This window comes from Oribacterium sp. WCC10 (assembly GCF_900113415.1).
Taxonomy (GTDB): domain Bacteria; phylum Bacillota; class Clostridia; order Lachnospirales; family Lachnospiraceae; genus Oribacterium.
In genome coordinates this window covers 311092-329792 of sequence record NZ_FOPH01000001.1, presented here as the reverse complement: position 1 = coordinate 329792, position 18701 = coordinate 311092, and the positions used below count along the sequence as shown (strand labels likewise).

Annotated in this window: 11 protein-coding genes, 2 tRNA genes and 1 other annotated feature; all 13 genes read left to right on the top strand. The window is 44.2% G+C overall.

Going from position 1 to position 18701, the window contains the following annotated elements:
• Position 1 precedes the first annotated feature (1 nt).
• The 13 genes from BM294_RS01245 to topA all read left to right on the top strand — a co-directional run bounded on the left by BM294_RS01245 (position 2) and on the right by topA (position 18468).
• A complete protein-coding gene (locus BM294_RS01245; protein ID WP_091204100.1) occupies positions 2-841 on the top strand; it encodes a CPBP family intramembrane glutamic endopeptidase in 840 nt (279 codons plus the stop codon).
• Between the two features lie 382 nt (positions 842-1223).
• Positions 1224-2285: an MBL fold metallo-hydrolase gene (locus BM294_RS01240; RefSeq protein WP_091204098.1), complete on the top strand. Its 1062-nt coding sequence runs from the start codon at positions 1224-1226 to the stop codon at positions 2283-2285.
• Between the two features lie 27 nt (positions 2286-2312).
• Positions 2313-4208 (top strand): ABC-F family ATP-binding cassette domain-containing protein, encoded by a 1896-nt coding sequence (locus tag BM294_RS01235; RefSeq protein ID WP_091204097.1) that lies wholly within the window; start codon positions 2313-2315, stop codon positions 4206-4208.
• 370 nt (positions 4209-4578) lie between these two features.
• A tRNA-Ser gene (locus tag BM294_RS15770) sits at positions 4579-4662 on the top strand.
• A gap of 289 nt (positions 4663-4951) precedes the next feature.
• Positions 4952-6115 carry a hypothetical protein gene (locus tag BM294_RS01230; RefSeq protein ID WP_091204095.1) on the top strand — a complete coding sequence of 388 codons (1164 nt, stop codon included), beginning with the start codon at positions 4952-4954 and terminating at the stop codon, positions 6113-6115.
• A 51-nt stretch (positions 6116-6166) separates the two neighbouring features.
• Positions 6167-8281 (top strand): PIN domain-containing protein, encoded by a 2115-nt coding sequence (locus BM294_RS15765; RefSeq protein WP_175494394.1) that lies wholly within the window; start codon positions 6167-6169, stop codon positions 8279-8281.
• Positions 8282-8542: 261 nt separating this feature from the next.
• Positions 8543-8626, top strand: a tRNA-Leu gene (locus BM294_RS01220).
• Between the two features lie 217 nt (positions 8627-8843).
• Positions 8844-9632 carry an SDR family NAD(P)-dependent oxidoreductase gene (locus BM294_RS01215; RefSeq protein ID WP_330389730.1) on the top strand — a complete coding sequence of 263 codons (789 nt, stop codon included), beginning with the start codon at positions 8844-8846 and terminating at the stop codon, positions 9630-9632.
• A 54-nt stretch (positions 9633-9686) separates the two neighbouring features.
• Entirely contained in the window at positions 9687-10733 is a 1047-nt protein-coding gene (locus BM294_RS01210; protein ID WP_091204091.1) for an RluA family pseudouridine synthase, read from the top strand.
• A gap of 235 nt (positions 10734-10968) precedes the next feature.
• Positions 10969-12726 (top strand): YifB family Mg chelatase-like AAA ATPase, encoded by a 1758-nt coding sequence (locus BM294_RS01205; protein ID WP_091204089.1) that lies wholly within the window; start codon positions 10969-10971, stop codon positions 12724-12726.
• Positions 12723-13619: a DNA-processing protein DprA gene (gene dprA, locus BM294_RS01200; RefSeq protein WP_242944377.1), complete on the top strand. Its 897-nt coding sequence runs from the start codon at positions 12723-12725 to the stop codon at positions 13617-13619. The genes BM294_RS01205 and dprA overlap by 4 nt, the downstream gene beginning before the upstream one ends.
• A 150-nt stretch (positions 13620-13769) precedes the next feature.
• Positions 13770-13971, top strand: a binding site (T-box leader).
• A gap of 145 nt (positions 13972-14116) precedes the next feature.
• Positions 14117-16003 carry a threonine--tRNA ligase gene (locus BM294_RS01195; protein WP_091204087.1) on the top strand — a complete coding sequence of 629 codons (1887 nt, stop codon included), beginning with the start codon at positions 14117-14119 and terminating at the stop codon, positions 16001-16003.
• A 470-nt stretch (positions 16004-16473) separates the two neighbouring features.
• Positions 16474-18468: a type I DNA topoisomerase gene (gene topA, locus BM294_RS01190; protein WP_091204085.1), complete on the top strand. Its 1995-nt coding sequence runs from the start codon at positions 16474-16476 to the stop codon at positions 18466-18468.
• The last annotated feature ends 233 nt before the right edge of the window (positions 18469-18701 follow it).

The following is an 18701-nucleotide window of genomic DNA, read 5'->3' as shown; positions in this document are numbered from 1 at the left end:
AATGAAATTTTCAAACAAAACTAAGGCAGTATTATTTGGCATTCTGGTATTGATGTTATTCCTTTTTATTCAGCTACTGTCAGGAATAGCAGGTGGTATAGTATCTACAGTATTTATGATGATATCATCGGAAGGGGCAATCGATTTTAACGAGATAATCATAAAGGCTCAACCGTATATATTATTTGTCACAGAGTTGATCTGTATACTTGTTTTCGGAATCTGGTACTACTTGAAATATGTTAAGACTTCCACAGGTCAAAGACAAAGTGACTCCGGATCCGCAAGCATTTTCAGTATAAGAAGCCTAAGCCTGATCATCTGTTACACCATGGTTTCATTCTGCATTGCTTTATTGCTGAGTGATACTGTAACTAAATTGTGGCCCGCTTCTCACGAACTATTCAGTTCACTCATCAGCAAGGTCATGGGCGAAAATTCACTGGTCGGATATGTGACTATCATACTGCTTGCTCCCATCTCTGAAGAACTGGCATTCAGAGGAGTCATTCTCAGAAATTCAGAGCGGGTATTCGGTCTGACAGGATGCATAGTACTTAATGCAATATTATTCTCCATCATGCATCTCAACCCACTGCAGTGTATTTATGTCATTCCTATCGCAGTAATGCTTACATACCTTGCTTATAAATACAATACAGTATTGGCCTCGATCATTGCGCACATCATCAACAACTCCCTTGGAGTTCTGATACCTTTGTTTTTAAACAGAGAAATAAAGACTACCGAGATCATCCTGGTTATGATCATATTTGCTGTACCAATCTATCTTTTAAGCGATAAACGTAATACTTTAAGAACTGCAGCTGAAAACTCATGACGGTAAAGAACTGTCCCGAATTCTGATCATGGTTCTATCGGGAATACAAGTGAATCAAACAGAATAGTATCAAACCTAAAGGTGGTCACAAAATCAGTGATCACTTTTTTTAATGTCTGCGGCTGAAGACATCTATTTAGCCTCTATCCGGATTCAGATAAACTCATCGTCATAGTAAATCCCAAAACCACGGTTTACATATCCGCATTTAACCCTGAATATACATTGTTCAAAAGTGCAATAGTCTCCTTTTTATAACCGGAGAAAATGTGCTATGATAACTGCGATTATAACTACAACTTATTGAAATCATCACATATCGAACGCCGGTCTTTTTCAAAGCGTTTATCCGGACTGACGTTCATAGTGAGGTAAATGATTTATGGATAAAAACATTTCAAAAGAAATACTTCCCGGAATCCATCAGGTAGACCTTTCGGATACCACCATAGAACAGGGCGTCAGCAGCATTCATATATTTATCATCCCAGGGAAAGACGGCGTAAATGACGGACGAAGCCTGATGATAGATACGGGGTTTAAGAATGACAGATGTCTCGAGACTCTGGAGGCAGCGCTCAGAGAACTTCATATCTCCAAAGATAAACTTGACATATTCCTGACTCACAGGCATCATGACCATTGCGGTCTTGCAGGCACTATGTCGAAGGAAGGTGCCCGGCTCTTCATGAATCCTTCTGAAGAGCGTCACCCCTATGACTGTCTCGCCTACAGAGTGAGCGAAGAGTCCAAAGCAGCACAGAAAAAAGTGCTTCGTTCCTGCGGGCTTACAGAGGAACTTACTCCGGAAGTATGGAAAACCTTCATGGATATCTCTGACCGTGTTCAGCATCACGGCGAATGGGTTCTGGCTATCTGGGGATTCCCTTACACCGAAATTCACGATGGAGACATTTTTCAGTACGGAAACTACAGATTTACTGCAAAAGCACTGAAGGGGCATACCTACGGTCAGATGGGACTGATGGAATGGAACAAGAAACTCTTTTTCACAGCAGACCAGATCATACACAGGATTTCTCCCATAGTAGCCACAACATACCCCGATGAAACGTTACTTCAAAGTTTCTTTGACTCACTGAGATTCATCAAGGAACAGTGTTCAGACTGGACCATCATTCCATCTCACGGAGAGATTCTTAAAGACATTCCGGGAGATGTTGACAAGACGGTTTTCAGTTATCTGAACAAAACCACAAATGTTCGCGACCTGTTGAAAACGAAAAACGAGATGACCACTCATGAGATTGCCGAAGTCATCTATCAGGTCACCAAAATACCTGAAAACGAAGCAGAGTTTTTTACCTACAAAATGCTGATTACCAAAACCTACAGCCTTCTTGAATACCTCTACGGGCTTGATTTCATAAACCGTACAGAGCGTGACGGTATATTCTACTGGAGTTATAAGAAGCCTGATTAGGAAACCAGATTTAGAAAGATACACTACATGGCACAGAATAACATAATTACCATTGAACATTTATCTAAAGTTTTTACCGAGAGAAAGATCTTTGAAGATACAGAATTCTCCATGCTCGAAGGTGAGAAAGTCGCCCTCATAGGCATTAACGGAACCGGTAAATCCACGCTTCTAAAGATAGTTGCGGGGCTTGAGGAACCGGACGAGGGAAACATTGCCAAAAGAAGAAATCTGGCGGTGAGATACCTTCCCCAGACTCCCGAATTCAACCCGGAAGATACCATACTTGAGGCTATAATTCATGATAATGAAGGAAAGCAGCACGTATTCAACCTGGAAACCGAAGCAAAGAAGTTCCTTTCAAAGCTTGGTGAAAATGATCTCGACCAGAAGATCAAGACCCTCTCAGGAGGTCAAAAAAAGCGTGTTGCTCTTGCAAGTACACTGCTTTCAACAGCGGATCTTCTGATACTTGATGAGCCCACCAACCACCTTGACGGAGAGATGTCCGAGTGGCTGGAGGATTATCTCCATAACTATCGCGGAACGCTACTTATGGTAACTCACGACAGATATTTCCTGGATTCCGTTTGTGACAGAATAGTTGAGCTTGATCAGGGAAAGCTTTACAGCTATAAGGCAAATTATGCAGGCTATCTTGAGCTTAAGGCTGAACGTATGGACATTGCCCGTGCTCAGGAGCGCACCCGTCAGAATATTCTGAGGAATGAGCTTAAGTGGGTAATGCGCGGTGCCAAAGCGCGAACCACAAAGCAGAAGGGACGTCTCCAGAGATACGAAAAGCTGTCCCAGATGCACGGTCCTACTGAAGAAGAGGAACTAAAGCTGAGTTCCATCAAAACAAGACTCGGAAAGTCAACCATCGAGATCGATGATGTCACCAAGAGCTTTGACGGACGAACCCTGATTCAGAATTTCAGCTACAACTTTCTGAGAAATGACCGTATCGGAATCATCGGCCCAAACGGTGCCGGAAAGTCTACACTCATCAAAATGATTACAGGATGGGAGACCCCGGACAGCGGTGAAATCCGAATCGGCCAGACCGTTCGTATCGGATATTTTTCTCAGGAAAACGAAGAACTTGACGGTAATCAGCGTGTCATCGATGCGATGACTTCCATAGCGGAATACGTTCATACAGTTGACGGTCTTATAAGTGCCAGCAACATGCTCGATCAGTTCCTTTTCCCGCCTTCCCAGCAGTATATGAAGGTGGAAAAGCTGAGCGGTGGAGAGAAGCGGAGACTTTATCTTCTTAGAGTTCTTATGTCTGCACCTAATGTTCTGATACTTGATGAGCCCACCAATGATCTCGATATCCGCACCATGACCATCCTCGAGAACTACCTTGATCACTTTGACGGAATTGTCATCACGGTTTCCCACGACAGATACTTTCTTGACCGTGTGGTGAACAGAATTTTCTCATTTGAAGGAAACGGAAGTATTTCCCAGTATGAGGGCGGCTATACTGACTATCAGGTAGAGTATCTGAGAAGACATCCGGAGGCAGAAAGCATTTTCCAGAATGCAGGATCCATCTCAGGAGTCGGCAAAGCTGTCGGAAACGACACTGCGTCATCAGCTAATGCCTCAGACGATACTTCATCAACCGTACGTAAGAGTTCAAAAGACACCTGGCACGACCATTCAAGACAGGCTCTTAAAATGACATATAAGGAAGCTAAAGAATGGGAGACTATAGAGGCGGATATCGAAGCACTTGAGCAGAAGATAGCTGAACTTGATGACGAAATCCTGAAAAACTCCCGTGACTTTGTAAAGCTTAACGAGCTCACAAAGGATAAAGAGGAAGCCGAAAACACACTTACCGAAAAAATTGAAAGATGGGAGTACCTGTCAGACCTTAACGAAAGAATACTTGCACAGAAGAAGTGACTCTGACAGTTTGTCCGAAGAATGCCTTGTGACAGAGTCAAAGGGCATACATTAAAAAACGTTAAGCTGAGTCGAGAAAAATCAAAATCAGAATCCTTAGAGGCACTTGGTTTTATTCATTAGCACCCACGTCAATTCTGAGTTTTTCATCAGGAAAACTCAGAAACTGACGTGGGCCTTAGTGCCTCTTAGGATCTGATTTCAGATTTTTCCGTCGAAGCGCCCCGTTTTTAAATGGATGTCCTTTGTATCTGACTCCAATATTAATTCCGCAGCTTAACTGTCACTCCACATCAGAGGCACATGGAATGTTTTTCCTTGTTTCTCTTGACGCATTCCTGATTCTTTGCTAATATAATGAAGCTGTTATGACGAGGTGTGATAATGGTAGTCGGCCAGCCTGGAAAGTTGGTGCCCGTTCTGCGGGTTGTGAGTTCGAGTCTCATCCTCGTCGCTTAGAAAAACCGGTTCATTTGAGCCGGTTTTTTTGTTATAATTTAATGATGTAAGGGTCAAAAGTACCAAATAACGTGCTTGCACGTTGATTTGAGACTTTATGACCCGCCTGAACACGAATAACGTAGTCATTTTGCATAGCAAAAGGACGTGAGTTATGAGTGTTCAGCAGCACATTGCACACGAATGTGTGCGTGCTGCGCATCATCAGTGAGTGGCAAATACTTTTGACACTCACGTCATTTAATAGAAAATTCCTGATGTTCAAAACAAAGGAGGTCATCCTTATGCTCGAACTGCTCAAACTACGTATCGACGGATTTGGTGTTGGTGAAAGTTCCATAAACATATGGACTCAAAACGGACATTTGCGCTATTCCTATGACCGTTCACCACTTGATACAGATCCCGGTATCATAGTCAAGGTTCCGGAAAGCATAGCCGATAACTTTCTTGATAAACTTCAGGAGATTCATGTATACCGCTGGAAAGATCATTATGAAAGAACTGCTGCGGATAATCGCAAACAGTCTCCTCTCATGGATGCCCACTGGAGCCTCATCTACAAAGAACTCGGTTGTGAAACTCTGGCATTCACCGGAGATGGCGCATACCCAAAGAACTGGGATAAATTTATTGACCTTGTAACAGGTCTTGTTAATGAATCACACGCAGTACATCTTAACGGACTTTCACATCTGGATATCGTTTTTCATGAGACACGGACACTTAAGGGTTACGATTATGTCAATCAGTGTCATGTCAAAAAAGCGATACCTTACAGCGAGACTCTGACCATCGACCGTAGAGAAGGAGTTCTCCGCTATACACAAGTCCCCAATGATCACACCTCCGTAAAGCATGAATACAACGTACCTGAAATCATCGATCATCTTTTAGGCAATTGTGAAAGATACTTTCATGATTTCGAAAACAAAAGCTACAATCACATAGATCCCGGCAAGCCCGTCATTTCCGTCCGACTCATTTATCAAAATGGCAAAACGGCAGGTTTCAAACGCACTTATGATCGTTTCGGTGTTCCTGACGACTGGCGCGAGCTTCTGGTTGATCTCCATGAAACCATGTCTTTCTTCGGTCTTTACGGGCCGATCTTTGACGAACGTTTATACAGACATGGTCTAAAAAAAGGTGAACTTATTTATCTTTCAGTATCGGATACCGAGGGGAAAAGTTACTATTATCGTACTCTGGACGAAGATCTCAATATTGGAGATCTGGTCATTATTCCGGCTAAAAATGTCACCAAAAAGAAGATAGCTATTATTTCCGAAATCGTATACTGCACGAAAGAAAATGTCCCGAAGCCGTTGGAAGAAACCGGCTTTATCATCGGGAAATACTATGAAAGTGACAGTGATTCCTGCTTCGACGGTCATGATCCTGAGGATTATGATTTCTATGATGATTTTGATGACGATGATTTCTGATAATCATTTCGGCAGTCCTGAGTGACTGTCTATATTTGCAGGAGAAATCTCGTGATAATTTTAGTTGATTTTGAAAACACCCATGTATCCGGGCTTGATGGATACGAGTACCTCAATGAAAACGACACCCTGGTTATGTACTACAGTGATGAGAACAGTGCTGTAACACGCGGTATGGTTACCGATTTAAAAAGCAGAAATGTACATGTAAGTCTTGTTAAACTTCTAAAGCAGCACAGCAATGCTCTCGATATGTACATTGCCTCCACAACCGGTATGTTCCTTGAGTCGGGGGAGAAGATATGTATCGTTTCCAAGGACAAGGGCTACGCCGCTGTCCGGGACTTCTGGCACAGCCTTAGAGGCGCCGAGATATTACTTGGTGAAACAATCAGAGAATGTTTTCTTAACTCTGAAAAAAATGATGATGAACGTATTCGCTTGTGCAAGGAACGCGCACAGAAGGCTACTCTGGTAGAGTCATTTGCCACCATGAACACGATTCCTACCCGTCCTACATTAAGCAGGATGAATCAGCGCAGAAAAAACAAACACATCAACTTCACAGAAGTATCTGAGCCGGCATCACTTATTCCGAATCCTCTGATGGGAGAAACTCCGGCAGACCAGCTTGCAAAGCAGCTTAGCAATGCGGCTTCGACTCAGGAGAAGGAAGAAGTAAAAACAGAATCAGCACCGGCTGCTGTCACCGAAGAACACGAATCAAGAACCGACAGGTTCAAGGCCGCTTCATCACGTGGCAGAAACCGCAACAACGAAACTTCAGATCGTGTCAGATCGGAAGACAAGACCTCCGGAAGGAAAAATGCCGATAAATCAAGACGTGAGGATACTTCGTCAAAAACAGGCAGCAGGCAGAGACAGGACAACCGCAATAAGGATAATGTCTACAATCACGGCGGCTATGACGGAATCAGCAAGGTAAATGAAGCCTCCCGTATCGAAAATCAGAAGAAGGCAGAAGCCGTACAGAAACAGGACGATAAGCCAAAGGCTATCATAAAGGCCGAGCCTGAAAAGACCTCGATAGTTGTGAGACCTGAAAAGAATACTGCATTGGCAAAAACCGAGCCCAAGTTCGACCCTAACAGAGTTCAGTTTGTATATGATCCGGTTTCCCGCATGATGAAGAAAGTCGGTGACGAGAATCAGGAAAGTGCCGTAACACCAGATTCAAAAGATACTGCTGCCGAATCCGGTAATATTTCTAACGGTACTGAAGGCGAAAAGACCGTGGACGCAACGGAGAACACCACAGAAAAAAGGACTGTGATGGATATCCTGGAAGAAGCCGGAGCTAATTTCGTTAATAAAGTAGTAGAGGAGCTCACTTCAAAGATTGAATCCGAAGCTTCAGATTCTTCAAATATCAGTAATGATACTGCAGAAACATCCAACGAAGAGCTTACCGCTGATTCAACTGATAATGTTTTCTCTCAGGCAACTTCCGAAACCGACGTTACTGCTGTCGCTTCATCAGAAGACACACTTTCTGAAGTCACAGAGGTGAAGAAGGACTCAGAGAAAAAGAAAAAATCCACCAAAACTACAGCTTCGAAGAGAAGAGGCCGCACTAAAAAGACAGTTAAAGAATCAGGCAAAGAAACCACTGCAGAAAGTGCAGCCGAGTCTGACGATAATACTGTAAAAGCTGCCGACACCGCACAGGAAGTCCTAAAGGATACATCATCAGAAGCTACTGAGACTGTTTCGGATGATAACTCAGCGAACGATGACAAGACAACTTCTGCATCTGCAAAAAAGAGCAGCAAAAGCAGCCGTAAAACCGCTGAGAAAAAGACTGAAAAGAAAACTGCAGAAAAGAGCACAAAGTCAAAACGCGGCAGAAAGCCAAAAGTGACTGCTGAAGTCAAGGCATCTGATGCCGCAGAGAATTCCGTAAAGGAATCATCCGCAGCAAACGCTGCACCGGAAACCATAATAACCGTAAATCCTGATGAAGCAGCAGAGAAGTACGGCCGCACAGCCAACACCCTTCATACCTATTATGTCCGCCTTATAAAGGCATTCGGAAAAGAGCAGGGTAAGGCAGTATATGATGTAAGCAAAAAGACTGTTCAGGAAGACATCAAGAAGAGAAAGGCTGCAGAGAAAAAAGTCACTGCTGATCTTCCGGCTAAATGACTGACCAATGATACTTCAAAGCTACACCGGCATCTGATATGTGATATAAGATCCATCAGATTGACAGAAATTGAAGATGATGCCTCAGTCGGGGCTTGAGTTAGTTCGAATCAGAGGGCATTGATCTAAAAACGATGCCCTCTGATTCTGATAAGAACTCAATCTCCAACTGAACTGTCACAATAAAAAGAGAATTTTTCTCGATTTTTTCAAAATGCTTGTTGACATAAATACATTCAGTTGCTAATATATACGAGTCGCGCGGAGGTGCTGAAATTGGCAGACAGGCAAGACTAAGGATCTTGTGTCCGGTAGGACGTGTGGGTTCAAGTCCCATCCTCCGCATAATCAAAAAGTTCTCTTGCTAAGCAAGAGAACTTTTTTCGTATCGAAGTGTCCTTGGAACCCACGTGGGTTCAATCTACGCTCCGCTTCGGTCGGCGCTAAGCAGGCGCCACTGGCGCCTAGCGCCCCATCCTCCGCATATCAAACGGAAGTCATATGACTTCCGTTTTTTTATGTTTTGTTTTAATGTATACTTATCGAAACGAAAACGAGGTATATGATGAAAACAGCTATCATAACAGGTGCAACATCAGGTATGGGGCGCCTCATGGCTTTAACAATAGAAAAAAACATTCCAAACATTCAGGAGTTCTGGCTATTAGGCCGCCGTACGGATCGCCTTGAAGCATTGAAAGATGAACTTCACACTCCATGCAGGATTTTCACTGCAGATCTGCAGGATATACATTTCCTGAACGACTATGAAAAAGCATTGGATGAAAACAGACCTGAAATCGTATTTCTTGTAAATGCAGCAGGCTATGGCAAAATCGGCAAAGTAAAATCTATAGGTTTGGCTGATCAGCTGGGAATGATAGACCTTAACATACGTGCACTTACCGGCATCTGTAAACTAAGCATTCCCTATATGTCAGAACATTCAAGGATCATAAACTTTGCATCAGGTGCAGCATTCCTTCCGCAGCCTGCATTTGCCGTTTACGCAGCAGGAAAGTCCTATGTTCTCAGTTTTTCAAGAAGTCTGAACGAAGAGCTTCACGAAACAGGATGTTACGTTACGGCAGTGTGTCCGGGGCCTGTCAGAACTGAATTTTTTGACATTGCCGAAACCACAGGAAATATACCGGTATATAAGTACCTTTTTATGGCAGATCCCGAAAAGGTTTGCAGACTGGCTCTCAGAGACAGCATACTGAAATCAGAAATATCTGTGTATGGCATAACCATGAAGGCTCTTATGATCATCACAAAGCTTGTACCCATAAAAGCCATTCTCCTGGGAATGAGACTTGCCAACTTTTCAGGTAAAAACAACATAAAGTAGAGAGACGAAACATTGAAAGAATTAAACATATCACTGAATGAAGCAGGTCAGCGCATGGACAAACTTTTACACAAGTATCTGTCAAACGCGAACACCAGCTTCATCTACAAAATGCTCAGAAAAAAGAATATCGTTCTGAATGATAAAAAGGCAGAGGGAAAAGAGATTCTCAAAGACGGAGACATTATAAAGATTTATTTCTCCGATGAAACACTGGAAAAAATGACCGGTGGAACATCCGGTATAACAGGAGTTTTACATTCTTCCGGAGAAAATGGCCATTCAAAAAAGCCAGGCATAAAGTCTGTCAACTCCGGCAGCGCCGAAAACTCTTCAAGAGCAGAGAATATTAAGAGCAGAAAGACAAATAGTCTGTCATTAGATGCTCTTAAAAAACAGATAGTATATGAAGACAGCCATATTCTGATGATTGATAAACCCGCAGGATGGCTCAGCCAGCAGGCAGAGCCCGGTAATGTCTCCATAAACGAGCTTTGCCTCATGTATCTCATCGAAAAAGGAGAACTGACAGAGCAGCAGCTCAAGACATTTAAACCAGGGATTGCAAACCGTCTGGACAGAAATACCTCAGGACTCATCCTCTTCGGAAAAACTCTTCCGGCTCTTCAGACTCTGGCTGAACTTCTGAGAGAACGTACCGTAGAAAAGTACTATCTTGCCATTGTATGCGGAAGGATTGACGAAACAAAGAAAATCAGCGGGTATCTTTTCAAGGACGAAAAGCATAACAAAGTCATCATCAAAAAGGAAATGTTCAAGGACGCATCAGAGATAAATACCGCATACAGTCCCGTGAAAAGTACGGATGAGTACACCGTTCTGAAGGTTCACCTGATTACCGGAAAGACTCATCAGATACGTGCGCATCTTGCATCCATTGGGCACCCCATCATAGGCGACCCAAAGTATGGCGATATCAAGAAAAACAAGCATTATAAAGGGATTGCATCTGTCAACCGGCAGCTTCTTCATTCATGGCAGCTTACATTCCCGACAGATTTATGCGGTGTCCTTAACCATCTTGCAGGTCATACCATAACCGCAGAACCTCCGAAAGAATTTGAGTGGTTCATGAAGTGAATGTTCCTCATTCTTTTGGCTCTTGTATCATATGATGCGCAGCACGCATTCGTGTGCATAAAGCAGGAATCCTTACAGATTCCTTTGAAGCACTAAAAGCCTCATGGCTCCTTCGATTAAAAATTGAAGGCAGGTATGCTGCATCATCATATAGTCGTTTTTTAGACCTTATCAGCCGACCTGAAATATGCTATGTTCTTAAACGGTTATAAACATTCCTCTGAAACGAGGTTATATGTTAGCAAAAATTAAAAGTGCCGGTTTATCCGGCATGGACGGTTTCATCGTCACAGTAGAGGTCGATGAAAGCGACGGTTTACCTAAATTTGTCATCGTGGGTAATGTTTCTGCTTCGGTCAGAGAATCACTGGATCGCTGCCAGGTAGCTCTCAGAAATGCCGGCATAAACATTCCCCCAAAAAGACTCACCATCAATCTGGCACCGGCAGACAGGCGAAAGGACGGAACTTATTTTGACCTTGCCATAGCCACCGGCATCTTGAAGTCTATCTTTTTGGACAATTCTTTCTCTCTGGACGATTACGGTTTCGTCGGAGAGCTGGGACTTGACGGAAGAATACGACATGTAAACGGAATTCTCCCTATCGTAACAGAAATGAAAAATGCCGGACTGAAAGGTGCTGTTGTACCGAAAATCAACGCACAGGAAGCATTGGTGGTTTCCGGCATGGATATACTTGGTGTTGAAGATCTGACAGACCTGTGTAATATCATTTCCAAAAGAGAAAGTTTCCGTGATTATCCCCGTGAGACTCCCATGATTCAGAAGTCCGAAGAGTCTTACTCTGTAGACTTCTCCGACATACACGGTCAGTCATTTTCCGTGAGGGCGGCGCTGATAGCCGCAGCAGGCGGACACAACCTGTTGCTTTCCGGTGTCGCCGGTTCCGGCAAAACCATGATAGCCCGACGTATCCCTACGATTCTTCCCAGACTCACGAGAGAAGAAAATATCGAAATCACCAAAATCTATTCTATCGCAGGACTTCTACCCGAAGGTTCCGCACTCATGAATCAACGTCCGTTCCGGACACCACATCACACTATAACAACGCCTGCACTTGTAGGCGGTTCGTCATCCTCCGGCATCGTACCCGGAGAGATAGCTCTTGCATCCAAGGGCGTTCTTTTCCTGGACGAGCTGCCTCTTTTCTCAAAGGCATCTATAGAAGCTCTCCGTCAGCCGCTGGAAGAAAAGAAAGTTGTCATAAACCGTTTAAACGGCAGTTTTCTGTACCCTGCAGACTGCATGCTCGTTGCGGCCATGAATCCCTGTCCCTGCGGGTATTACCCGGACAGAAATAAATGTCATTGCACCGAAAGTCAGATAAGACATTATCAACGGGGCATATCAAAACCAATTCTGGAACGTATCGATCTATGTGTTGAAGTGTCTCCTGTAAGCTTCAGTGAGGTCACAAGCAAAACATCCTCCATAAGTTCAGAAGAACTACGCGAAATGGTGCAAACCGCAAGAACTCTGCAAGCCAAACGTTTTGCGGCATCAGGCAGTCTGAACGTTAACGCTGATATGAGCGCGAAAGATATCGAACAATTCTGTAAGCTTAATGACGAAAGCCGAAACTTCATCGGCAGAATCTTCGAACTTAAATCCATGTCAATGAGGACCTATCACAAGGTTCTGAAAGTAGCAAGAACCATCGCGGATCTTGAAGGAGCGCAGGATATAAGTATCAGCCATCTGAGCGAAGCCGTAAGCTACAGGGGCCTCGAGGATCACCTGTATGGTGCCACTGAGGAAGTCTTTCGGAGCCCGGATTCTAATGAACGAATCAGAGGAGCTTTCAGGCTTTCAAACAGACGTACAAAAACAATCAGAAAAGACTCTGATAAACCGGAGATCGCTGTATCCGGAAAAAATAGATGTTCAAAATCAGAATCAACACCTGAATATCCCGGAATTTCCGTTTCCGGAAACCAGAAATCAAATGGCAGGAGGTGCAATAAATGACAGCTCAGGACATGAATTTCAAAATGCAGGTCCGAGAACTGACACCTCTCGATAAAGACTATCCTGAACGTTTAAGACAGATATCCAATCCACCTGGCACTCTATATGTAAAAGGAAGCCTCCCACCTGATGACATGCCTACCGTAGCCATCATTGGCTCCAGAACCTCAACAGAATACGGCCTTGATGTGGCAAGAACCTTCGGTAGAGTACTTGCTTCACAGGGAATTGGCATTGTAAGCGGAATGGCGCTGGGAGCTGACAGCGCAGGACAGTGGGGTGCCCTGGAGGGTAACGGACACACCTTTGCGGTTCTGGGATGCGGAATCAATATCTGTTATCCCGCAAGAAACTACCGGCTGTACGATGAGATACTACGGAGCAGCGGAGGCATCATGTCAGAAGTACCCCTTGATTCTCCTCCGCTTCCAAAACAATTTGCATCAAGAAACAGAATCATCTCGGCTCTTTCCGACGTGGTCATCGTCATAGAAGCCCGAGAACGTTCAGGAACCTTTATCACCGTCAACAATGCTCTTGAACAGGGCAAACAGGTATTCGCCCTTCCCGGACGAATCACCGACCCACTGTCAAAAGGCTGCATTCAGCTAATAAAAGAAGGTGCCGAAATCCTGACCTCTCCGGAGGATGTTCTAGAATATCTTCATCTGAAAACCCAAGGTGAACAGATACTTTTCGGGAAAGACACCTCCAATCTGACTCCCGAGCAAAAAGCGGTGTACGAGATCCTGACTACAGATTCAGTTCATCTCGATACACTTGTTTCAAAATGCCGGATGCCTGTACCGGAACTCACCCCCATACTTCTCGAACTTGAGATATTGGGGTTTTCCGAGTGCACGAAGACAGGTTTCTACAGAAGGAAAATGTAAATGTCATTTTTTACATTTTCTGTACCACTTCATAGCCAACAGGTAACACCGGAAACAAAAAAGAATTCAAAAACAGAAAAATATTGACATTCCCACCTGCACGCAATAGAATAGTGCCGTCTTTAAATTTAACTTCCGGAATGGAAGTGCTATAAATCGTTGAAGAGGACAGTAGCTTTTTCAGCCTGCTTCAGAGAGGAGCCGTTTGGTGCGAGGCTTCGCAGCAGAAGATGTGAAAACCACCTCCGAGAGGTCCTTAATCGGATCCGTTGATTACGTTATAATCAAAAAAGTGGTTGTTGCATATATGCAGCAGCAATTTGGGTGGAACCGCGAGCTTATCGTCCCAATCTGTGACTACAGTCATGGATTGGGACGTTTTTTTATTGTATAAAGCCCGGTTGCAAAGCAACGAAGCAATCCACAGGGCTTTTTACATGCAGTTTTCAAAAAGCTTCCCCAAAGGGCTTTTCAGTTTATCACAAGGGAGAACCAAAATGGAAAAAGAAGAGATTTTAAAGGTTTATCGTCATTCTCTTGCTCACATTCTCGCTAAGGCTGTTATCGAGATCTACGGCAAGGAAGTACAGTATGCCATCGGACCTGAAATCGAGGATGGGGCTTACTATGATTTTGCATTACCTGAAGGCAAGACCATAACAGATAAGGATTTCAAGCAGATTGAGAACAAGATGCGTGAGATCATCAAGAGAAGAGAAGACTGGACCCGTAAGGAAGTTTCAAAGGCAGAGGCACTTGAGATATTCAAGGATCAGAAGTTCAAGACCGAGCTTATAAATGATCTTCCTGCTGACGAGATCATCACTATCTACTACACAGGTGAAGACTATGTTGACCTCTGCCGCGGACCTCACGTAGACAATTCCCAGGAACTCATGAGCGCGGCCTTCGAGCTTCACGCTGCATCCATGGCTTACTGGAGAGGCGACGAGAAGCGTGACAAGCTTCAGAGAGTATACTTCTACGCATTCCCAAACAAGGATGAGCTTAAGCAGCACATCAAGATGATCGAGGAGGCAAGAGAGCGTGACCACAAGAAGATCGGTGCCCAGCTCGAGCTCTTCATGTTCGACGAGACAGCTCCGGGTATGCCATACTGGCTTCCACGTGGATGGGTAATGTATCAGACTCTCCTCAAGTACAGCCGCGAAATCCAGAAGGCTCACGGATACACAGAAATCTCTGCTCCGCTCATCAACAACAAGAAGCTTTGGCTCATCAGCGGACATTGGGCTCACTATCTTAACAACATGTTTATCGTTCCCGGTATCGAGGGACACCTGTCTGCAGATGCCGATATCAACGGCGTTATCGAGAACCTTAAGAATCAGGAAGAAGCACCTAAGGCTGTAAAGATCCAGGCAGGTTCTGTAGTATACAACCGTGAGAACCTTGACACTATGGCAGCAAAGCCTATGAACTGTCCTAACGCAATGATGACCTTCAAGCGCAAGAACCGTTCATACAAGGAGCTTCCTATCCGTTACAGCGAGTACGACGTTCTTCACCGTAAGGAGAAGTCCGGTCAGATGAACGGTCTTTTCCGTGTACAGGAGTTCCGTCAGGATGATGACCATACATTCGTAATGGAGTCTCAGATCAAGGACGAGATCAAGGATATCATCTCAATCGCTGATGAGATCTACACAACATTCGGTGTAACATATCGTGCAGAACTCTCAACACGTCCTGATGATTTCATGGGTGACATCGAAGTCTGGAACCAGGCTGAGGCTGACCTTAAGGAGATTCTTACAGAGCAGTACGGCGAGGACGGATTCGAGATCAATGAAGGAGACGGTGCATTCTACGGTCCTAAGATCGACCTCCAGATCAAGGATGCCCTCGGCAGAGAGTGGCAGTGCGGAACTATCCAGCTTGACTTCCAGCTTCCTCACAACTTTGGTCTCACATACATCAATGACCAGGGCGAGTCAGTTATGCCTGTAGTTATCCACCGTGCTATCTACGGTTCACTTGAGCGTTTCATCGGTATCGTTATCGAGAACTTCAAGGGAATGTTCCCGTTCTGGCTTAACCCGTATCAGGTAGGTATCGTTCCTATCCGCGAGAACCACAATGAGTACGCAAAGAAGGTTGAAGAGGCTCTGACAGCTGCAGGCGTACGTGTTGAAGCTGACTACTCAGACAATAACATGAAGACCAAGATCAAGGGCTTCAAGAACTTCAAGGATCCTTATATCCTTGTTCTCGGAGATAAGGAGGCAGAGGAGAATACTGTTTCCATCAACATCCGAGGAACAAACAAGCAGGTTCAGAATGTTCCTCTTGATAAGTTCGTTGAGATCTGTAAGAAGCTTAATGCAGAGCATACTCTCGAGCTTCCTGAGAACTTTGACTGATATTTTTATTAGATGAATAATCAGAAGACCGTCATCACGGCATAATGTTCGTTATGAACCGCTTCTGTAAAACCGGCACCGGTGCGAAGATCAGATTCTTCCGCACCGGTGTTTTTTACCACATCATATGCTGCTGAATACTCAAACCCGGGGCCTTTTGCCGCGCAAAACGTCTACATTATTCGTGTCCGGGTGTGTCATAAAGTCTCAAATCAACGTGCAGGCACTTGATTTTTAACATTTGCCCCTTGCATCATCATATTTGACACGAAAATCTGTTATTTACTGTCAGGCACAAAAGCATTATAAAACCGTCATTTAACCGCTTTCATACGTCTGCAAATTGCACCGCTTCAGAAAACTGTTGCTTGCAAAATAAAAAAGAGTGGTGTATATTGACCTCGATTTACGCTTGTAAAAATCAAATTATGATATTTATATAATTAATTTATAAAGGTGAATGCATAAAAATGGCAAACAGCTTAATCATCGTTGAGTCTCCTGCAAAGGTTAAGACTATAAAAAAGTTTTTGGGCAAGACATATACAGTGGATGCAACCATGGGACATCTTATCGATATGCCTAAGAGTTCTCTCGGTGTAGACGTGGAGAATGACTATGACCCTAAATATATAACTATTCGCGGAAAAGGCGAATTGCTTTCAAAGCTTAAGAAAGAAGCAAAGAAGGCTGACAAGATATATCTCGCAACCGACCCTGATCGTGAGGGAGAAGCCATCAGCTGGCATCTTAAGAACGAGCTGGATAAGGATGCGGCAAACAGAGATAAGATATCCCGTATCACATTTAACGAGATCACAAAGAATGCGGTCAAGAACGCCATTAAGAGTCCGAGAGACATTGATATGGATTTGGTCAATGCGCAGCAGGCCCGTCGTGTCATCGACAGACTTGTAGGCTACACCATAAGCCCATTATTATGGAAGAAAATCCGTAAAGGTCTTTCCGCAGGACGTGTACAGTCTGTTGCACTTCGCATGATCTGTGACAGAGAAGCCGAGATAGCAGCATTTACTCCTGAAGAGTACTGGTCACTGGATGCACATCTGCTTTACGGCAAAAAGAAGCTCACAGCAGCATTTTACGGCAAAGACAAGAAGATGCCTTTATCCAACGAGTCAGAGGTTGATGAGATCATCAGCAGCATCGGAGACGAAGAGTTCACCGTAACCGATGTAAAGAACTCAGAACGCCGCAAGAAGGCTCCGCTTCCTTTTACCACAAGTACAATGCAGCAGGAAGCTGCCAAGTCCCTCGGTTTTGCAACAAGCAAGACCATGAAACTTGCACAGACCCTTTACGAGGACGGTTACATCACCTACCTTCGTACCGACAGTACACGTATCTCTGTTGAAGCCGATGCTGCAGCAAAGATCTATATCTCCGACAAGTACGGTGAAGACTATGTAAACGGCGGTTCACAGGATGCAAGAAAGCCACAGGAGAAGGAAGTCAAGATTCAGGATGCTCACGAGGCTATCCGTCCTACAGATCTTGATATGACTCCTGATGAGGCCAAAGCGAAGCTTCAAAGAGATGAGGCACGATTATATACTCTTGTCTACAAACGTTTCCTGGCAAGCCGAATGACCGCAGCGGTTTATGATACAGAATCGATCAAACTTGACTCTAAGGGTTATACATTTACACTTAGCGGATCAAAGCTTCGTTTTGACGGTTTCCTTTCTGTTTATATGTCTGAAGAAGACAAGGAAGACAAGGATGTATCTCTTCCGGATATGAAGGTTGACGAGAAGCTCAAGCTCACTCACTTTGACAAGGAACAGCATTTCACACAGCCACCTGCACATTATACCGAAGCATCTCTTGTAAAAGCACTTGAAGAGGACGGCATAGGCAGACCTTCAACATATGCGCCTACCATCGGAACACTTCTTGCAAGAAGATATATCACAAAGGAAAAGCGTAATATATTTGTGACCGAGCTCGGGCAGGCAGTTGACGACATGATGCAGAAGAACTTCCCGACTATCGTGGATACAGCTTTTACCGCCAACATGGAATCTCTTCTTGATAATGTTGCCAACGGAAATATCAACTGGAAGACTATAGTTGAGAATTTCTATCCTGATCTTTCCGAGGCCGTGGAGAAGGCTCAGCTTGAAGTTGAGAAGATAACCATCAGAGACGAAGAAACTGATATCGAATGCGATAAATGCGGCCGTAAGATGGTTATCAAGTACGGTCCTCACGGAAAGTTCCTGGCATGTCCCGGATTCCCTGACTGCCGAAATACAAAGCCTTATGTCGAGTACGCCGGCTTTGTATGTCCTGAGTGTGGTGCAGAATGCGTTAAGCGCCGCTCAAAGAAGGGCCGTATATTCTACAGCTGTTCAAGATATCCGGATTGCAATTACATGACCTGGAACAAGCCGAAAGAAGCAGCCGTAGGCGAGAAAAAAGACGGTGAAATCATGGCATAAGCATATAGATTCCATTCCGGATTATGTAATGCTTTCAGAGACTGTCAGCGATTACTCGTTTATGACGAAACTCGTAATATCGGTTCCTTAAAGTACACATATCAGGGTGGAAATATGTCTTATACAAAATCGTTGACATAAATTAATAACCTATGTTATATTACAAGTCGCGTCCAAGGTGGGCGCGACTTTTGCGTATTGCAAAAGATACATTATAAAGCACATCTGACCGA